Annotated in this window: 15 protein-coding genes; 12 read left to right on the top strand and 3 right to left on the bottom strand. The window is 71.1% G+C overall.

Going from position 1 to position 14,244, the window contains the following annotated elements:
- Positions 1–2 precede the first annotated feature (2 nt).
- Positions 3–626 carry a ribonuclease HII gene (locus C6569_RS11290; protein WP_106748942.1) on the bottom strand — a complete coding sequence of 208 codons (624 nt, stop codon included), beginning with the start codon at positions 624–626 and terminating at the stop codon, positions 3–5.
- Positions 627–914: 288 nt separating this feature from the next.
- Here C6569_RS11290 and ruvA point away from each other — a divergent pair, with 288 nt between their 5' ends.
- Both ruvA and ruvB read left to right on the top strand, forming a co-directional pair.
- A complete protein-coding gene (gene ruvA / locus C6569_RS11285) occupies positions 915–1,532 on the top strand; it encodes a Holliday junction branch migration protein RuvA (protein WP_106748941.1) in 618 nt (205 codons plus the stop codon).
- Positions 1,529–2,572, top strand: a complete 1,044-nt coding sequence (gene ruvB, locus C6569_RS11280) for a Holliday junction branch migration DNA helicase RuvB (protein ID WP_106748940.1) — start codon at positions 1,529–1,531, stop codon at positions 2,570–2,572. Before ruvA ends, ruvB begins: the two co-directional genes overlap by 4 nt.
- 41 nt (positions 2,573–2,613) lie before the next feature.
- Here ruvB and C6569_RS11275 read toward each other — a convergent pair whose 3' ends face one another.
- Positions 2,614–2,847: a hypothetical protein gene (locus C6569_RS11275; protein ID WP_106748939.1), complete on the bottom strand. Its 234-nt coding sequence runs from the start codon at positions 2,845–2,847 to the stop codon at positions 2,614–2,616.
- 190 nt (positions 2,848–3,037) lie between these two features.
- Between C6569_RS11275 and ybgC the strand changes: the two genes are divergently transcribed.
- The 5 genes from ybgC (at position 3,038) to tolB (ending at position 7,749) form a co-directional block, all read left to right on the top strand.
- On the top strand, positions 3,038–3,502 hold the full coding sequence (gene ybgC / locus C6569_RS11270; protein WP_106748938.1) for a tol-pal system-associated acyl-CoA thioesterase: 465 nt from the start codon (positions 3,038–3,040) through the stop codon (positions 3,500–3,502).
- A 398-nt stretch (positions 3,503–3,900) separates the two neighbouring features.
- Positions 3,901–4,626, top strand: a complete 726-nt coding sequence (gene tolQ, locus C6569_RS11265) for a protein TolQ (RefSeq protein WP_106748937.1) — start codon at positions 3,901–3,903, stop codon at positions 4,624–4,626.
- Positions 4,627–4,638: 12 nt separating this feature from the next.
- Entirely contained in the window at positions 4,639–5,094 is a 456-nt protein-coding gene (gene tolR / locus C6569_RS11260; protein ID WP_106748936.1) for a protein TolR, read from the top strand.
- Between the two features lie 20 nt (positions 5,095–5,114).
- On the top strand, positions 5,115–6,347 hold the full coding sequence (gene tolA / locus C6569_RS11255) for a cell envelope integrity protein TolA (RefSeq protein ID WP_181313722.1): 1,233 nt from the start codon (positions 5,115–5,117) through the stop codon (positions 6,345–6,347).
- 82 nt (positions 6,348–6,429) lie between these two features.
- Positions 6,430–7,749, top strand: coding sequence for a Tol-Pal system beta propeller repeat protein TolB (gene tolB, locus C6569_RS11250; protein WP_106748934.1), 1,320 nt, complete (start codon positions 6,430–6,432; stop codon positions 7,747–7,749).
- A gap of 3 nt (positions 7,750–7,752) precedes the next feature.
- Here tolB and C6569_RS11245 read toward each other — a convergent pair whose 3' ends face one another.
- Positions 7,753–9,192, bottom strand: a complete 1,440-nt coding sequence (locus C6569_RS11245; RefSeq protein WP_106748933.1) for a hypothetical protein — start codon at positions 9,190–9,192, stop codon at positions 7,753–7,755.
- A 123-nt stretch (positions 9,193–9,315) separates the two neighbouring features.
- On the opposite strand from C6569_RS11245, the gene C6569_RS11240 reads away from it, so the two are divergent.
- The 5 genes from C6569_RS11240 (at position 9,316) to tilS (ending at position 14,160) form a co-directional block, all read left to right on the top strand.
- Entirely contained in the window at positions 9,316–9,744 is a 429-nt protein-coding gene (locus tag C6569_RS11240; RefSeq protein ID WP_181313721.1) for a MarR family winged helix-turn-helix transcriptional regulator, read from the top strand.
- A 43-nt stretch (positions 9,745–9,787) separates the two neighbouring features.
- Positions 9,788–11,140 carry an MATE family efflux transporter gene (locus tag C6569_RS11235; protein ID WP_106748931.1) on the top strand — a complete coding sequence of 451 codons (1,353 nt, stop codon included), beginning with the start codon at positions 9,788–9,790 and terminating at the stop codon, positions 11,138–11,140.
- A gap of 393 nt (positions 11,141–11,533) precedes the next feature.
- Positions 11,534–12,031 carry a peptidoglycan-associated lipoprotein Pal gene (pal, locus tag C6569_RS11230; protein ID WP_106751004.1) on the top strand — a complete coding sequence of 166 codons (498 nt, stop codon included), beginning with the start codon at positions 11,534–11,536 and terminating at the stop codon, positions 12,029–12,031.
- A gap of 127 nt (positions 12,032–12,158) precedes the next feature.
- Positions 12,159–13,130 carry a tol-pal system protein YbgF gene (gene ybgF, locus C6569_RS11225; RefSeq protein ID WP_106748930.1) on the top strand — a complete coding sequence of 324 codons (972 nt, stop codon included), beginning with the start codon at positions 12,159–12,161 and terminating at the stop codon, positions 13,128–13,130.
- Positions 13,117–14,160, top strand: coding sequence for a tRNA lysidine(34) synthetase TilS (tilS, locus tag C6569_RS11220; protein WP_106748929.1), 1,044 nt, complete (start codon positions 13,117–13,119; stop codon positions 14,158–14,160). Before ybgF ends, tilS begins: the two co-directional genes overlap by 14 nt.
- Positions 14,161–14,244: the final 84 nt, after the last annotated feature.

The following is a 14,244-nucleotide window of genomic DNA, read 5'->3' as shown; positions in this document are numbered from 1 at the left end:
CCTCACTCGGCAGTGGCCTTCAGCGTGCCGAAGGTCATGCGGTGATGGAGGCAGGGGCCGTGCGCCGCGATGGCCTCTCGGTGCGCCTTCGTCCCGTAGCCCTTGTGGACGGCGAAGCCGTAGCCGGGGTGGGCGGCGTCGACATGGACCATCAGGCGGTCGCGATGGACCTTAGCGAGGATCGAGGCGGCGGCGATGGAGAGCACCAGCGCGTCGCCGTCGACGATGGCTTCGCCCGAGACGCCGAGGGGGAGGGGCGGCACGTCGCGGCCGTCCACGAGAACGTGGCGCGCCGGCAGGGAGAGGCCGGCGACGGCCCGACTCATGGCGTGGAGCGTCGCCTTGCGGATGTCCGTGGCGTCGATGCGCAGCGGTCCCGACGAGGCGATGGCGCAGGCGAGGGCGGAGCGGGTGATCGCCGCGTAGAGCTCTTCGCGGCGGGTGGCGTCGAGAACCTTGGAATCGGCAAGGCCCTTGGGGATGGCGCTCGGGTCGAGGATTACTGCGGCGGCGACGACGGGCCCCGCGAGCGGGCCGCGGCCGGCCTCGTCCACCCCTGCGACGGGGGCGAATCCCTGCTTAAGGGCGCGCCGCTCGAGGGCGAATGTGGGAATCGGCTGGGCCATGACCCTGTCTCGCCAAAAGGGCCGGCGGGGGCAAGGGGAGCCGCGGAACGCGCCCCGACGTCCTTCCCGTTCCGATTCAGGTCGAGCGCCAAAAGTCGTTTAATGCCAGGCTCTTGACGGCAGAACCTGCCGTCCCGATTCCGGTCTCCATATTCCGATTCAAGTTCTTCACGTGGTGATTCAGGACGAGGGCGCCGGCGGACGACGTGAGGCCCCGGGGCCGGCGACGGGGGGACCGCGCCGCCGGCGAATCCGCTATAAGCGCAGGCTCAAACCGGCGGACCTCACATGATCGGCAAGCTCAAGGGCACCATCGACAGCTACGGACCGGACTGGGTCATCGTCGACGTCCACGGCGTCGGCTACGTGGTCCACTGTTCGTCGCGCACCCTGCAGTCGCTGCCGGCGGCGGGCGAGGCGGCCGTGCTCTCCATCGAGACCATGGTGCGCGAGGACATGATCCGCCTCTACGGCTTCGCCAACGACCTCGAGCGGGAGTGGTTCCGGCTGCTGCTGGCGGTGCAGGGGGTGGGCGCCAAGGTGGCGCTGTCGGTGCTTTCGGCGCTGAAGGCCTCCGACCTCGCCAGCGCCATTGCCCTGCGCGACAAGGCGGCCATCGGCCGGGCCAACGGCGTCGGGCCGAAGGTCGCCGAGCGCATCATCACCGAGCTCAAGGACAAGGCGCCGGGCTTCACCGACATCGATCCGGCTCTCGCCAAGCTCGCCGGCGACGTCGACGAGAAGCGTGTGGCAGGCCCGGTCGCCGACGCCATCTCGGCGCTGACCAATCTCGGCTACGGCCAGCCCCAGGCGGCGGCCGCCATCGCGGCGGCGGCGAAGAAGGCGGGCGAGGAAGCGAACACGCAGACGCTGATCCGGATGGGTCTGAAGGAACTGTCGTCTTGAGCGAGACCGACCGCATCCTCTCCGCCGAACGCCGCGACGACGATGCCGACACGCATCTCAGGCCGCAGCGGCTCGCCGAGTTCATCGGCCAGGCGCAGGCGCGCTCCAACCTCGAGGTCTTCATCTCAGCGGCCCGCTCTCGCGGGGAGGCGCTCGACCACGTGCTCTTCGTCGGCCCGCCCGGCCTCGGCAAGACGACCCTGGCGCAGATCCTGTCAAAGGAGCTCGGCGTCGGCTTCCGCGCCACCTCCGGCCCGGTCATCGCCAAGGCGGGAGATCTGGCGGCGCAGCTGACGAACCTCGAAGAGCGCGACGTGCTCTTCATCGACGAAATTCACAGGCTCAATCCGGCGGTCGAGGAAATCCTCTACCCGGCCATGGAGGATTTCCAGCTCGACCTGATCATCGGCGAGGGGCCCGCGGCGCGCTCTGTGAAGATCGACCTCGCCAAGTTCACCCTGGTCGGCGCGACGACGCGGGCGGGCCTCCTCACGACGCCGCTGCGCGACCGGTTCGGCATCCCCATCCGCCTCGCCTTCTATACGGTGGAGGAACTGGAGCTGATCGTCACCCGCGGCGCGCGGGTACTGGGCGTCGGCATGACGGCGGACGGGGCGAACGAGATCGCGCGGCGCGCGCGCGGCACGCCGCGCATCGCCGGCCGCCTGCTCCGGCGGGTGCGAGACTTCGCCATCTACCGGGATTCCGACACGATCACCCGGACCATCGCCGACGAGGCGCTGACGCGGCTGGAGGTCGACGATGCCGGGCTCGACGCCATGGACCGCCGCTATCTGAAAGCCATCGCGCTGAACTATGGCGGCGGTCCCGTGGGGATCGAGACCATGGCGGCGGCGCTGTCGGAGCCGCGCGACGCCATCGAGGAGATCATCGAGCCCTTCCTGATCCAGCAGGGCTTCCTGCAGCGGACGCCGCGCGGGCGGCTCCTGACCTCGGGCGCCTTCCGCCACCTCGGCCTCGCCGAGCCGCAGCGCGACGGGGCGCAGTTCATGCTCTTCAAGGGCGACGAGGAAGAGTGAGCCGCCGGCCCCCCGTGGGGACCGGCGATCATCGTCTCGGGTTACTGCAGCGCCTTGGTCATGGCGTCGGCGAGCGAGGCGCGCGGATTGGCGCGGCAATAGGCGATGATCTTGGCGTCGTTCGGGTCGGTCGGCGGCATCGCCGTTCCGGCCGCCTTCATCGCCGCTTCCATCTCTGCGAGCGACTTCAGGTAGCCGGCGCAGGTGTCGGCGCCCTGCGCCATGGCGGAGGTCGTCAGCAGCGCCAGGAAGGCGGCCGTCAGGATCGGTTTCATGTGGGGATGTCTCATGCGATGGCCCATGCGCGGTTGCGCAGGCCGGCGGCTTAGAGCACGCGGCCGGAGCGAAGTCGACACCCGGTTTCCGCAGGGCGAACCCTTCTGGAACGGTGCCTCGCTTTCGTCCCATCGCCGCGTTAAGCGGGTTCGCACGATCCGATACTCGGCGAGCGTAAGGGATTACCGCATGACCGATGGCCACCACCTGGCCGGCCGCATCGACGGCGAGACGCATATCCTCCCCGTCCGCGTCTATTACGAGGACACCGACTTTTCCGGCGTCGTCTACCACGCCAGCTACCTGCGCTTCATGGAACGCGGTCGCACGGATTTCCTGCGGCTCCTTGGCGTGGCGCAAGGCGACCTGTTCGAAACGGCCAAGGAGGAAGCCGGTGGCGGCTTCTTCTTCGTCGTGCGCTCCATGGGCATCGAGTTCCTGAAGCCCGCGCGCATCGACGACGTGCTGACGGTGGAGACGCGCACCGAGGTGGTGAAGGGCGCGACGCTGAACCTTGCGCAGCGCGTCAAGCGCGGCGGGGAGGTGCTGGTGGAGGCGAGCGTGCGCGTCGCCTTCCTCGCCGGCGGAAAACCGGTGCGCATCCCCGACGGGCTGCGGCAGGCGATGACGCCGCGGGAGACGGGGGCTGCCTGACAGCGGTCTCGGCTCCGCGCGCCGGGCCGCACCAGCAGGTCACATCTTCGCCAGTGAGCTTGTTAGCGGCCAACGAGCGGGATATGGCCAGCGACGCCGGTTCTCGCCGGCGCGACAGGGTCCACCCGCCGGCAGTCCGGCCTTGTCCCGATGCGCTGACGCATCATTCATGATGCAGTGCCGAAGATAACCCGTCCTTAACCTTATCAATGGCTTGGTAGGTGACCACGCGGAAGCACGTTCCGCGCCACGGTCAAGACACATTCAGGGGCCATTTCGCCCCTTCCAGGGACGATTGAGCGTCAATTGGTGCAGTTGCCGCGGTCCTCCCGTGTTTTCGACCAGGGCCGGAACGTTCGCGCGACCTCAGAGCCGCCTGTCGCGAAAAGGATTTTGCCATGACCCCCGCCGACGCAGCCGCGGTCGCCTCCCACGATGTTTCCCTCTGGGGCCTGTTCTGGGCCGCCCACTGGGTGGTCAAGGGCGTGATGCTCGGGCTCGTCGCCGCCTCCATCTGGGTGTGGGCGATCATCGTCGAGAAAATCATCATGTATCGCCGGACCAAGACGCAGATGGACCGCTTCGAGCAGGTCTTCTGGTCCGGCCAGAGCCTTGAGGAGCTCTACCGCTCTCTGGCACAGCGTCCCACCACGGCCATGGCCGCGCTCTTCGTCGCCGCCATGCGCGAGTGGAAGCGCAGCCACGAGACGGCCTCGCGCTCCTTCGCCGGCCTGCAGCAGCGCCTCGACCGGGTGATGAACGTCACCATCCAGCGTGAGGTCGAGCGGCTCGAGGCCCGGCTGATGGTGCTCGCCACCGTCGCGTCGGCCGGCCCCTTCATCGGCCTGTTCGGCACCGTCTGGGGCATCATGACCGCCTTCCAGGCCATCGCGGTGTCGAAGAACACCTCGCTCGCCGTCGTCGCGCCGGGCATCGCGGAGGCGCTGTTCGCCACCGCCATCGGCCTCGTCGCCGCCATTCCCGCGACCATTGCCTACAACAAGCTCGCCGGCGAGGTGAACAAGATCGCCAGCCGCCTCGAGGGCTTCGCCGACGAGTTCTCCGCCATCCTGTCGCGCCAGATCGACCAGCAGGCCGGCGGCTACGACCAGCGCGCGGCGTAAGGAGCCAGCCACATGGGTGCCCAACTCGCAGGTGGCGGTGGCGGTGGCGGACGGGGCGGCGGTCGCCGCCGGCGCCGCTCCCACGTCATGAACGAGATCAACATCACGCCCTTCGTGGACGTGATGCTCGTGCTCCTCGTCATTTTCATGATCGCCGCGCCGCTGATGACGGTGTCGGTGCCGATCGACCTGCCGCAGGCCTCGGCCCGCGCCATCCAGCAGGACAAGCCGCCGATCACCGTCTCGGTGCGGCAGAACGGCGAGATCTTCGTCGGCGACGACAAGGTCGAGTCCGCGGCGCTCGTCGAGCGCGTCCGAACCCGCGCCCAGAACGGCGCGGAGGAGCGCATCTTCGTGCGCGGTGACGCTGCGGCGAACTACCAGGCCATCATGGACGTCCTGTCGCAGCTGAAGGGCGGCGGCTTCACCAAGGTGGCGCTGGTCGCCACCGAGCGCGCGACGCGCTGAGGGCAGGGCAGGGACAGGCTTTGGCGCTCCACCCGCAGAAGGTCGGTTACGGGGTTTCGGTCGCGGGGCACGTGCTCCTCGTGGTCGCGGGCCTCGTCGGCTTCCTGACGTCGCCCTCGAAGGTCGACGAGGGCGAGAGCGTGCCGGTGGAGATCGTCTCCGACGAGCCGGCGCAGTCGACCCGCGGCGACCGCCGCGGCGAGCAGACGCCGACGCCGCAGCGCGTCGTCGACCGCCAGGCGCCGGAAGAGCGCCAGACGCAGGACCCGGCGACGCTTCCCGTCGCCCGCGAGCGGGTGCAGAACACCGACGTGCCGCCGCCCCCGCCGCCGCGCCCCCCGGTGCCCGAGCCGAAGCCGGAGGAGGCCGCGGCCCCGCCGCCGCCGGCCGCGCGCCCCGCCCAGCTCGCCGCCGTCCAGCCCTCGATGCCGGTGCCGCCGCAGCCCCAGCCGCGGCCGACGCCGCCGGCCGCGGCCGCCGAGCAGCAGCAGGAGGACCTCGCCGCCAAGGAGGCCGAACTCCAGGCCCGCCAGAAGCGCGAGGAGGAGCAGCGCCGCCAGGAACAGCAGCGCCAGGAACAAGCCCGCCGCGAGCAGCAGCGCCAGGAACAGCAGCGTCAGGAACAGGCGCGCCGCGAGCAGGAACAGCGCGAGGCCCGCGAACGCCAGGAACGCCAGCAGCGGGAGGCGCGCGAGCGGCAGGAGCGTGAACGCGTCGCGCGAGAGGCCCGTGAACGCCAGCAGCGCGAGGCCCGCGAACGGGCGGAGCGGCAGCGGCTGGAACAGGCCAATTCCCGGCAGTTCGACCCCAATTCCATCGCCGCCCGGCTGGCCACCAGCCGCTCGCAGGAGAACGACCGGCGGGCCGCCACGCGCACCGAGGCGACGGGCGCCACAGTCGGCCGGAACAACAATTTGGGCACCACGACGGGCTCGGCCGCCCGCATCACCGGTCGCGAGATCGACGCCATCCGCGCCTGGGCCGAGCGGTGCTGGGAAATTCCGATCGCGGCGCGCGAGGGCAACAGCCCGGCGGTGCGGCTGCGCGTCTCCTTCAATCCCGACGGTACCGTGACCGCCCGTCCCGAGGTGCAGAACCCCCGCAGCGATTCCAACTTCCAGGTTCTGGCCAATTCCGCCGTGCGCGCCGTCATGCGCTGCTCGGCCGAGGGCGGGGTGCGGCTGCCGCGCGAGCGCTACGACACGTGGCGCGAAGTCGTCCTCAACTTCGACCCCAAGGAAATGATGCGCTGACGGACGTGTTGCGCCGGCTTGTCGTGAGGTTCTCGACGAACCGCCATGCCAGCGCCATCTGAAGGCCTCAAGAGACCTGATCATGACCCTGCTTCTGAACCGCCGCACCATCCTCTCCGCCGGCACCGCCATCGCCGGCACGAGCCTGTTCTCCCCCTGGTCGCTGGCGCAGGGCGCCCCGCCCGTCATCGACATTCGTCGTGGCCAGGTGCAGCCCTTCCCCATCGTCGTGCCGAATCTCGGCGGCGAGGGCGACATGGGCCGCAACATCTCCGGCGTCATCGAGAACAATCTCCGTCGCTCCGGCTTCTTCCGCATCATCGAGAAGCAGGCCTACGGCAATGCGACGCTCGATCCCGACCAGCCGCCGAACTTCGCCCAGTTCCGCCAGCTCGGGGCGGCGGCGATCGTCACGGGCCGCGCCGGCCGCGGTGCCGACGGCCGTTCGCGCGTCGAGTTCCGCCTGTGGGACGTTGCCCAGGGCGGCCAGCTCCACGGCCAGCAGTTCGCCACCCAGGAGCAGAACTGGCGGCGCATCGCCCATCTCGTCTCCGACCAGATCTTCGAGCGCGTCACCGGCGAGAAGGGCCATTTCGACACCCGCATCGTCTTCGTCGACGAAACCGGTCCCAAGGACCGACGCCAGAAGCGCCTCGCCATCATGGACCAGGACGGCGCCAACGTGCGCTACCTGACCCGCGGCGGCGACCTCGTGCTGACGCCGCGGTTCTCGCCGTCGAGCCAGGACATCACCTACATGGCCTATGCCGGCGGTGAGCCGCGGGTCTATCTCCTCAACATCGAGACCGGTCAGCGCGAGCAGGTCGGCAACTTCCCCGGCATGACCTTCTCGCCGCGCTTCTCGCCGGACGGGCAGCGCATCGCGCTGTCGCTGCAGCAGGGCTCCGGCTCCTCGCTCTACTCCCTCGACCTGCGCTCCCGCGCGGCGGTGCGCCTGACCGACGGTTCGGCGATCGACACCTCGCCCTCCTATTCGCCGGACGGCAGCCAGATCGTCTTCGAGAGCGATCGCGGCGGCGGCCAGCAGCTCTACGTGATGAGCGCCGGGGGCGGCGGCGCCAACCGCATCTCCTTCGGCCAGGGGCGCTATTCCACCCCGGTCTGGTCGCCGCGCGGCGACTACATCGCCTTCACCCGCCAAGGCGGCGGCCAGTTCGCCATCGGCGTCATCAAGCCGGATGGCTCGGGCGAGCGCATCATCACCTCGGGCTTTCACAACGAGGGACCGACCTTCTCGCCGAACGGCCTCTTCGTCATGTTCTTCCGCGAGCAGGGGGCGGGTCCCAAGCTGTTCCAGGCCGACATCTTCGCCCGCGCCGAGAACATCGTCCCGACGCCGAGCTTCGCCTCCGACCCGGCCTGGAGCCCGACGCTGCGCTGAGGCTCAGCTCCGCCGCGGCGGAAAGCGGTAGAGCGGCTCGGACACCGGCGCCTGCGGCCAGAGGGTACCGCCACAGCGCTGGTCGAGCGCGACGAGCATGGTGTGGGCCTGCTGGCGCACCTCGTCGGTGGGTCCCAGCGCCCGCAGAAGGCCCAGGGCCGCGGCATGGCGCCCGGCGGCGAAGAGAACCTCCGCCTCGACGATGCGATAGCTGTCCGGCGCCGGCTCGCCTCGGCGGATGGACTGCGCCGCGTTCAGCCAGCCCGACCAGTCGAAATCGACCGAGAGCAGCGGCGGGCGCGGCGGCGCCGGGGCTTCCCCGCGCACATAGGCGGCGAGGCTGCGGCGGGTGAGGGATCTCTCCAGGGTCACGAGGGCGTTGCCCGCCGGCCAGGTGTCGCCGGGTCCGGGGAAGGAGGCGAGCAGGGTGCGTGCGCGCTCGGCGCCCAGCACCCTCACCGTTCCCGCCAGGATCAGCGCCCTGATCGCGTCGCCATCGGCGGCCGGATCGATCTGCCGGTCGCGGATGCCCTTCAGCAGCGGAGCGGCCACCTCGCTGCCGAGGCGAGGCTCGCCGGTCTGGTTCATGGCCGTGGCGAGGATGGTCGCGGCCGGCGTGACGCCGAGGAGGTCGAGAACCGTGTCGAAACCCTCGGCTCCGGCCGGTCGGCCGGCGTCGAGGAGATCGACGGCGGCGCGGAGGTCGGCGGGCAGGGCATCGCGAGCGGGGCGCGCGAGACCGGGCATCAGGCTGCCCCGCCAGACGGGCGCGAACAGCGCAGCGAGAGACCGGGCGTCGGCCGGGGGCTGCGGCGACCGCCTGACGACGGCGAGCCAGGCCTCCATATCGCCGCGATAGGCGGCGAGGTCGCGGGCGAGGGTCCAGAGGCCATGCGCTTCCGCCCGCTCCGCGACCCGGAGGTTGGTGTCGCGGTCGAGATCGGCCAGGGCGCGGGCGAGGGTGACCTGCAGCGCCCCCACCGCCTGGGCCGGCGCTCCCGCCGCCGCGGCGCGGGCGATGTCCGCGAAGAGCCAGTCCGCCTCGCCGTCGAGGACGAAGGCGCGCAGGACCGAGAGAGTGCCCGGGCCGGGCAGGGGCGAGGTGCGCGCGGCGAGATAGGCGGCCTTGCGCTCGGCCGTCGGCAGCATGGCGAGGCGGAGCTCCTCGATGCGCTGGGGAGGCTTCGGCCGCGCCGCGAGCCCGTTCACCAGAGAGGCCGCGGCTGCCTCGGGCAGTTCGCCGTAGCGGATCAGCAGATAGGCGGCGTCGGCGCCGAAGCGATCGCGCCAGAAGCGGCGCTCGTTGCGCGGGTCGACCAGGAGCAGGTCGGCGGCGGCGACCACGTCCGGGGAGACCGGGCAGGTCCGTGGATCGGCGGCGAACCCCTGTCCGGCCCAGATCAAGGCCGCGCAGCCGGCGGCGATGCGGGAGAAAAGCCTCATGCGCGGGCCCTCCGGACGGTGCTCCTCAGCCTATGCGCGCGGGCAACAGCCATGCAAGGGGCGAGGCTGCCGGCCGCTGGACTTGCCTGCATATGCAGATAATCTGCCGGCATGAATCGCCCCGTGTCTCAGCCGGACCTGCCCTGCATCTGCGCCCGCATCCGGCGGACTGCGCGGCGGGTGTCGCAGATCTACGACCGCCACCTGGAGCCCTATCGCCTGACCATCGGCCAGTTCGGCGTGCTCGCGCAGGTCCGCACCGGGGATGCGCCCTCGATCGGCGAGCTGGCGGCGCGGATGGTGATGGATCCGACCACGCTCACCCGCACCATCAGGCCCTTGCAGCAGCGCGGCCTCGTCGCTCTCGCGCCCGACGCGGCGGACCGGCGGACGCGGCGGCTCGCCCTGACCGAGGCCGGTCTCGGCGCCCTGCGGCAGGCCCGCCCCGGCTGGGCGGCGGCGCAGGACGAGGTGCGCCTCGCCCTCGGCGAGGAGGCGAGCGCCGCCCTCGTCACCCAACTCGATGGGGCGCTCTCCCGGCTCTCGCTGTGACGCACCGCCTCTTCCCCTTGCTCATCCCCCGGAACCCGGCGCCATGACCGTGACATCCGCACCCGCCGGCAATCCGATCATCACCGGGCCCATCGTCGCGACGATCCTGAGGCTCTCGACCCCCAACATGATGGCGATGGTGGCCACCGCCGCGGTGGCCATCGCCGAGACGGCCTATGTCGGGCTCCTCGGCACGGCGGCGCTGGCCGGCATGGCCCTCGTCTTTCCCATGGTGATGCTGCAGCAGATGATGTCGGCCGGCGCCATGGGCGGCGGCGTCTCCTCCGCCGTCAGCCGGGCGCTGGGGGCAGGGGACATCGAGCGCGCCCGCTCGCTGGCCTTCCACACGGTGCTCATCGCGTTGGCCGGCGGCCTCGGCATGACCGTGCTGTTCCTCGGAATCGGTCCGGCGCTCTACCGTCTGCTCGGTGGCCGCGGCGCGGCACTCGACCAGGCGCTCGTCTATTCCAACGTGGTCTTCGTCGGCGCTCTCGCCATCTGGCTGTGCAACCTGCTGGCGTCCGTGGTGCGCGGCATGGGCAACATGGCCGTGCCGTCCGCCACCCTTCTGGCGGTCGCCGCCATCCAGATCGTCGTCGGTGGCGGGTTCGGCCTCGGGATCGGCCCGCTTCCGCGCCTCGGCATGGCCGGGGTCGGGCTCGGGCAGGTGGTCGCCTACGGGCTCGGCGCGCTCTGGCTGATGCGCTACCTGCGCTCGGGCCGGGGCCGGTTCGTGCTGCCGCTGTCGGGTGTCGCCCTGCGCCTCGACCATGCAGCCGACATCCTCAAGGTCGGAACGGTGGCCATGCTGTCGTCGTTCCAGTCGGTCCTCACGGTGCTGATCCTCACCCGGCTGGTGGCCCAGTTCGGCGAGGCGGCGCTCGCCGGCTACGGCATCGGCTCGCGGCTGGAATTCCTGCTCATCCCGGTCACCTTCGCCATCGGCGTCTCGCTGGTGCCGATGGTGGGCATGGCGATCGGCGCGGGCAATGCGCCGCGCGCCCGACGGGCCGCCTGGACCGGCGGCTTCATGGCCTTCGTGGTCACCGGGGCGGTGGGGGTTGCGGGCTGGCTGATGCCGGAGGCCTGGGCGCGGCTGTTCTCGGCCGATCCGGCCGTGATCGAGGCGGCGCGATCCTATCTCGTATGGGCCGGCCCCGCTTTCGGCTTCTACGGGCTCGGGCTCTGCCTCTATTTCGCGGCGCAGGGCGCCGGGCGCGTCTTCGGACCGGTTCTCGCCGGCACGGCGCGGCTCCTCGTCATCGCCGTCGGCGGCTGGTGGCTCGCCTCCACCGGCCAGCCGGCCTGGACCATGTTCGCCCTCGTCGGCTTCGCCATGGTGGTCTACGGGCTCGCCACCATGGCGGCGATCTGGTCGACGCGCTGGGGGCGGTGAGCCTGGAGTTGTTGCATCCGGGCCACAGCCGCCGGCCGCATGCCGTTACCGGGAAGGCTTCTCGCCAGCGCCACCCGCCTGCCACAGTCTCGTCACGCTGCACCGTGATGCGGGAGGCGTGCCGTCGCCAATTCGGCGGCAGGTGCCGGAGGGACGCCGTCCGTTAACGGACGGTTGACCATCCGGGCGATTGGCCGGGCGGCGAGGATTTAACGCCTCACCGCCCGACCAATCGCAAAAAACAACGTCGATTCAGGATCATAACCGACCGGGCGTCGGGCGGTGAGACAGGATTGGTGACCGAGGCCACGCCGGGGACGTCCGATCCCGGAAGGTTCGCTTAACCGAATTCCTGATAGAGCTTCGCCCATGTTTCAGGTCAAGGAGACCATCATGCTGACCATGGCTCTCGGCCGCAATCTGAAGTTTGCAGCCATCATGGCGTTCGGCCTCGCGCTCGGCGCCTGCGCCCAGAACCCCACCAACCAGGCCGGTGCCGGCGGCGCCGGTGCGGCGACCCCGGGCAGCGCCCAGGACTTCATCGTCAACGTCGGCGACCGCGTCTTCTTCGAGACCGACTCGTCCGAGCTGACGCCCCAGGCCCGGTCGACCCTCGACAAGCAGTCTGTCTGGCTGAACCAGTACAGCCGCTATTCCTTCACCATCGAGGGCCATGCCGACGAGCGCGGCACCCGCGAGTACAACATCGCGCTGGGCGCCCGCCGTGCCCAGACGGTGCGCGACTATCTCTCGGCCCGCGGCATCTCCTCGGCCCGCATCCGCACCATCTCCTACGGCAAGGAGCGGCCGGTGGCGGTCTGCAACGACATCTCCTGCTGGTCGCAGAACCGCCGCTCGGTGACGGTGCTGTCCGGCGGCGCCGGCTCCTGATCTGCGGCGATACCGCATGCGGAAACGGCGCACGGGGCACCCGGGCGCCGTTTTTGCTTGAAATGGGCCGAAATCTCGCCCAATTGCGCGCATGAATTGCCACGAGGCGAAGGGCTGAGGGACTGCGATGATGATCGGACGGGTGGCGAAAGCCTGGTTCCGCCTGACGGGAGGCGCGGGGGCTGTGGCCGTGGTGCTGGTGCTGGCCGCGATGCCGGTGCGCGCGCAGAGCGCCGCCGACCTGATGGACAGGATCCAGCGCCTCGAGGCGCAGATCCGCTCCCTCAACGGCCAGCTCGAACAGTCGCAGTTCCGCGTCCGCCAGATGGAGGACCAGCAGCGGCGCATGCAGGCGGACATCGAGTTCCGCCTCAATGAGCTGGAGAACGCCCGCGGCGGAGCCCGTCCTGCCCAGCAGCCGCGCCCTTCGCAGCAGCAACAGCAGCCGCAGCGGCGCGGCGACGTCTTCGACCCCTCCGAGCAGCAGTCCGCGCCGGGTGCACCGCGCGATCTCGGCGCGCTGCCCCCGGGCGCCAATGCGGCGCCGCCGCGCACAGCCCAGGGCGGCGGCGGTGGCGGCAATGCGCCGCTCGACCTCGGCCAACTCGCCGGCCGCGCGGCCGCCGACCCGAGCCTTGAGCCGCCGGAACCGCGCTCGGCCATCCCCGGCGCGGTGCCCTCGACGGGGAGCACCGGCACGCAGCCCGTCATCGCCGCCTCGCCGCGCGACGAGTACAATGCCGCGCTCGCCCTCCTCCAGCGGCGCGACTACGAGCAGGCGGAGATCGCCCTGCGCGGTTTCCTGCAGAACCACCCGCGCGACCGGCTGGTGGGGGACGCTACCCACCAGCTCGGCGAGAGCATGTTCCAGCGCCGCCAGTACCGCGAGGCGGCCGAGCAGTTCCTGAAGGTCTCGACGGACTATCCGCGCACGGCGCGGGCCCCTTCCAGCCTGCTGCGCCTCGGCCAGTCGCTCAATGCGCTGGGCGAGCGCGAGGCGGCCTGCGCCGCCTATGCCGAGTTCAACCGCAAGTATCCGAACGCCAACGCCTCGACGAAGACCGCCGTGGTGAGCGAGCAGCGCCGTGCCAGCTGCTGAGGCCGAGGCGGCAGCGCCCCTCGCCGACGACGACATCCGCGACCTTCTCTCCTCCCTGCCATCCCATGACCACCTGGTCCTCGCCGTCTCCGGCGGGCCCGATTCCTGTGGGATGATGGCGGCCTTCGCCCGCTGGCGCGACATGGGCGGCGCCGTGCCGGCCCTCTCCGTCGCCTGCGTCGACCACGGACTGAGGCCCGCGGCGGCGGCCGAATGCGCCGGCGTCGTCGCGGCCGCAGCCGGGCTCGGCCTCACCGCGCAGATCCTGCGCTGGGAGGGCGGGAAACCCGCCAGTGGATTGCAGGAGGCGGCCCGCGAGGCACGCTACCGCCTCCTCGCCGACCATGCCCGTGCGGTCGGCGCCGGCGCGATCGTCGTCGCCCATCATCTCGAGGACCAGGCCGAAACCGTGCTCATGCGGCTGGCGCGCGGGTCCGGCCCGCTCGGCCTCAAGGGCATGGCGACTGCCAGCCGGCGCGAGGGCATGGACATTCTCCGGCCCTTCCTGTGGGTGCCGAAGGCGCGCCTCGCCGCCACGGCGGGGGCGGCCGGCCTCGTGCCCGTCGACGACCCGTCGAACCGCGACCCCGGCTTCACACGCGTCCGGCTGCGGCAGATGCTGCCGGCGCTCGCGGATGAGGGGCTCGACGCCGAGCGACTGGCCATCCTCGCCGGGCGCATCAGGATGATCGAGGATGCGCTCGCCCGGCACGCCGCCGATCTCGACACCGCCTCGCGCCAGCAGAGCGTGGTGCCCGGCACGGTGGTGTTCGACGCGACCGGCTGGCTCGACAGGCCCTTCATCGACGTGCAGCAGCTCCTCGCGGCGGTGCTGCGGGAGGTTGCCCCCGACGGCGCGCGGGAGCGGCTGGAGGCGCTGGAGGCGCTCGCCGGCGCGGTGTTGATGGCGATCGCCGAGGGCGGGCCGTTGCGGCAGACGCTGCAGGGCGCGCTGGTGACGGTCACCGCGGCGGGGCGCGTCATCGTGGCGCGGGAGCCGCCGCGCCAGCCGGCTCGTAGGTCGGACTGAGGATCGGTTGACCGCAAAAGGCCACGAGGCACAACGCCTCACCACGGCGGCGCTTCTGCTCCTTGGCAAGACCCCCGCGCGCTC

Source organism: Phreatobacter cathodiphilus (genome assembly GCF_003008515.1).
GTDB lineage: Bacteria > Pseudomonadota > Alphaproteobacteria > Rhizobiales > Phreatobacteraceae > Phreatobacter > Phreatobacter cathodiphilus.
This window is presented reverse-complemented; position numbering and strand designations above follow the sequence as displayed.

What these genes read in the sequence shown, in the direction of transcription:
- C6569_RS11290 (WP_106748942.1), bottom strand. Translation starts at nt 626, where the DNA reads ATGGCCCAGCCGATTCCCACATTCGCCCTCGAGCGGCGCGCCCTTAAG.
- ruvA (WP_106748941.1), top strand. Translation starts at nt 915, where the DNA reads ATGATCGGCAAGCTCAAGGGCACCATCGACAGCTACGGACCGGACTGG.
- C6569_RS11275 (WP_106748939.1), bottom strand. Translation starts at nt 2,847, where the DNA reads ATGAAACCGATCCTGACGGCCGCCTTCCTGGCGCTGCTGACGACCTCC.
- ybgC (WP_106748938.1), top strand. Translation starts at nt 3,038, where the DNA reads ATGACCGATGGCCACCACCTGGCCGGCCGCATCGACGGCGAGACGCAT.
- tolQ (WP_106748937.1), top strand. Translation starts at nt 3,901, where the DNA reads ATGACCCCCGCCGACGCAGCCGCGGTCGCCTCCCACGATGTTTCCCTC.
- tolR (WP_106748936.1), top strand. Translation starts at nt 4,639, where the DNA reads ATGGGTGCCCAACTCGCAGGTGGCGGTGGCGGTGGCGGACGGGGCGGC.
- tolB (WP_106748934.1), top strand. Translation starts at nt 6,430, where the DNA reads ATGACCCTGCTTCTGAACCGCCGCACCATCCTCTCCGCCGGCACCGCC.
- C6569_RS11245 (WP_106748933.1), bottom strand. Translation starts at nt 9,192, where the DNA reads ATGAGGCTTTTCTCCCGCATCGCCGCCGGCTGCGCGGCCTTGATCTGG.
- C6569_RS11235 (WP_106748931.1), top strand. Translation starts at nt 9,788, where the DNA reads ATGACCGTGACATCCGCACCCGCCGGCAATCCGATCATCACCGGGCCC.
- pal (WP_106751004.1), top strand. Translation starts at nt 11,534, where the DNA reads ATGCTGACCATGGCTCTCGGCCGCAATCTGAAGTTTGCAGCCATCATG.
- ybgF (WP_106748930.1), top strand. Translation starts at nt 12,159, where the DNA reads ATGATGATCGGACGGGTGGCGAAAGCCTGGTTCCGCCTGACGGGAGGC.